The following is a 2,011-nucleotide window of genomic DNA, read 5'->3' as shown; positions in this document are numbered from 1 at the left end:
ACCGAGACCGTGCCCTCCCCGCGTTACTGGCGCGGCGGGCTGACCTCCCGGGCGATCCCGCCCGCCCTGCACACGCTCGCGGAGCGCTACCGGACCACCACCTCGGTGGTGCTGCTCGCCACCACCGCCGCGATGCTCGGCAGCCTCAACGGTCTGTCCACCTGCGCCGTCCAGCTCGTCGTCGGCAACCGGTTCACCCCCCAGCTGCGCTACGCCATCGGCAACCTCACCCAGGAGGTGCTCGCCACCGTCGACCTCCGCGGCGAATCCTTCGAGGACGCGGTCAGGACCACCTGGTCGGCCGCCATGGGCGCCTACCGGCACGGCCAGTTCGACCCGGCCCGTGCCGCGGAGCTGGTGCGGGAGGCGAGCCGCGAGCGTGGCGTGGAGATCGATCTGTCCTGCTATTTCAACGACCTGTGGGCAAGCACCCAGAACCCGACCAAGGGCTTCCGTCCCACCGAGGAGGGGCTGAAGGCGGAGATGGCCTCCACGGTCTTCAGCTGGGAGGACCGCACCAACGAGGACAGCGTGAAATTCTTCCTGGAGGCCTTCGACGTCTTCGGGGAGCCCGAGATGCTCAGGTTCAGCCTGATCGCCGACACTCTCTACATACCTCCCGCCGTTATCAAGGCGTTTCTGATGGGCCTGGAACGCCTGCTCGTGGAGCTGGTCAGCCGCGAGGTGAATCTCGACGAGATCGCCGCGGTGAGCGGCCTGCCCGCTCGGTGAGCCTCCGCTCGGTCCCGATGTCCACGGCGGGTCCGCGGCACCCGCCGGGTCCGCCCGGACTCTCGATCCCGGCGGACCCGGCGGCGCACGCGTGGCGCGTCCCGCCGGATCCGGGGGTGGTGCACGTGTGGCGCATCCCGCTGGACGTCTCCCCGGTGGAGCGGTTGCTTCCTCTTCTCGACGGCCGAGAGCGTCGGCGGGCCGACGGGTTCGTCCTCGAACAGGCGCGACGGCGCTATGTCGCCGCGCACGGTGCGGTCCGGCTGATCCTCGGCGAGCTGTTGTCCACTCCACCGCGGGGGCTGCGGTGGAGCATCGGCGCGTACGGCAAGCCTGAGCTGGTGGGTCATCCCGGGCTGGAGACGAACCTCTCCCACTCCGGCGAGCTCGCGCTGCTCGCGGTGGCCGGGGGCCGTGCCGTCGGGGTGGACGTCGAGGTGATCCGCCCGGCGTTCGACGCGACGGCGTTCGCCGCTCGCTTCTTCCCTCCCGACGAGAGCGCTCTGGTCAGAGAAGCTCTGGTCAGAGAAGGGGGATACGCCCGGGTGGGTGCCCCCACAGGGGGAGTCGCGGTGGCCGCGAGCGACCCTGCCTCTGTCTTCGCCCGTCTCTGGACCCGTAAGGAGGCCTGCGTCAAGGCCGCCGGCGGCCGCCTCTCCCAGGGACTTCGCCTGCCCGTGGCCGGTTCCGGCCCGGCGTGTGACGGGGCGGAAGGACCGGCGGGCCGGGAGCTCACGACCCCGTGGCTGGTCAGCGATCCCCGGGAGGGCCTGCCGGGCCACTGGCTGGTCGGCGACGTCGAGGTCCCGCGCGGTTTCGCCGCGTCGGTGGCGGTGGCGGGCGCCAGGTCGTACGAGATCGTCGCACATGACCACCGCCTCTGAGGCCGGGCCACCGGGGACGTGTCACGGGCCCGCTCAGGAGGCGGATACGAAAGGCCCTGAGTCTGTGATCTGCGCAAACTCAGGGCCTTCATCGTGCGTGGAGTCTCAGGGGTCGTGAGCCCTCCGGTTCAGCGCTCGACCTCGCCGCGGATGAACCTCTCCACGTAGTCACGGGCCTCGTCGTCGGAGTACTGCTCCGGCGGCGACTTCATGAAATAGGAGGAGGCCGACAGGATCGGGCCGGCGACGCCCCGGTCCAGAGCGATCTTGGCGGCGCGGACCGCGTCGATGATGACCCCCGCGGAGTTGGGGGAGTCCCAGACCTCCAGCTTGTACTCCAGGTTCAGCGGGGTGTCGCCGAAGGACTTGCCCTCCAGGCGGACGTAGGCCCACTT

At 70.6% G+C, this 2,011-nt stretch carries 2 protein-coding genes and 1 pseudogene; 2 read left to right on the top strand and 1 reads right to left on the bottom strand.

The window, feature by feature from the left end; translation table 11 throughout:
* Positions 1 to 732, top strand: a 732-nt coding sequence (locus tag CHC08_RS47750) for a hypothetical protein (RefSeq protein ID WP_218825859.1), incomplete at its 5' end; no start/stop codon positions are given.
* A gap of 125 nt (positions 733 to 857) precedes the next feature.
* Complete coding sequence (locus tag CHC08_RS47745) at positions 858 to 1,616, top strand: 4'-phosphopantetheinyl transferase family protein (RefSeq protein ID WP_179282662.1); 759 nt, start codon at positions 858 to 860, stop codon at positions 1,614 to 1,616.
* Between the two features lie 128 nt (positions 1,617 to 1,744).
* Here the strand turns inward: CHC08_RS47745 and CHC08_RS47740 are convergent.
* A pseudogene (locus CHC08_RS47740) lies at positions 1,745 to 2,011 on the bottom strand (inositol-3-phosphate synthase); the annotation flags it as partial.

It is taken from the genome of Streptosporangium subroseum, assembly GCF_900188345.1.
GTDB lineage: Bacteria > Actinomycetota > Actinomycetes > Streptosporangiales > Streptosporangiaceae > Streptosporangium > Streptosporangium subroseum.
Note: the sequence above shows the minus strand (reverse complement) of the source record. Positions and strands in the feature narration are given on the sequence as shown.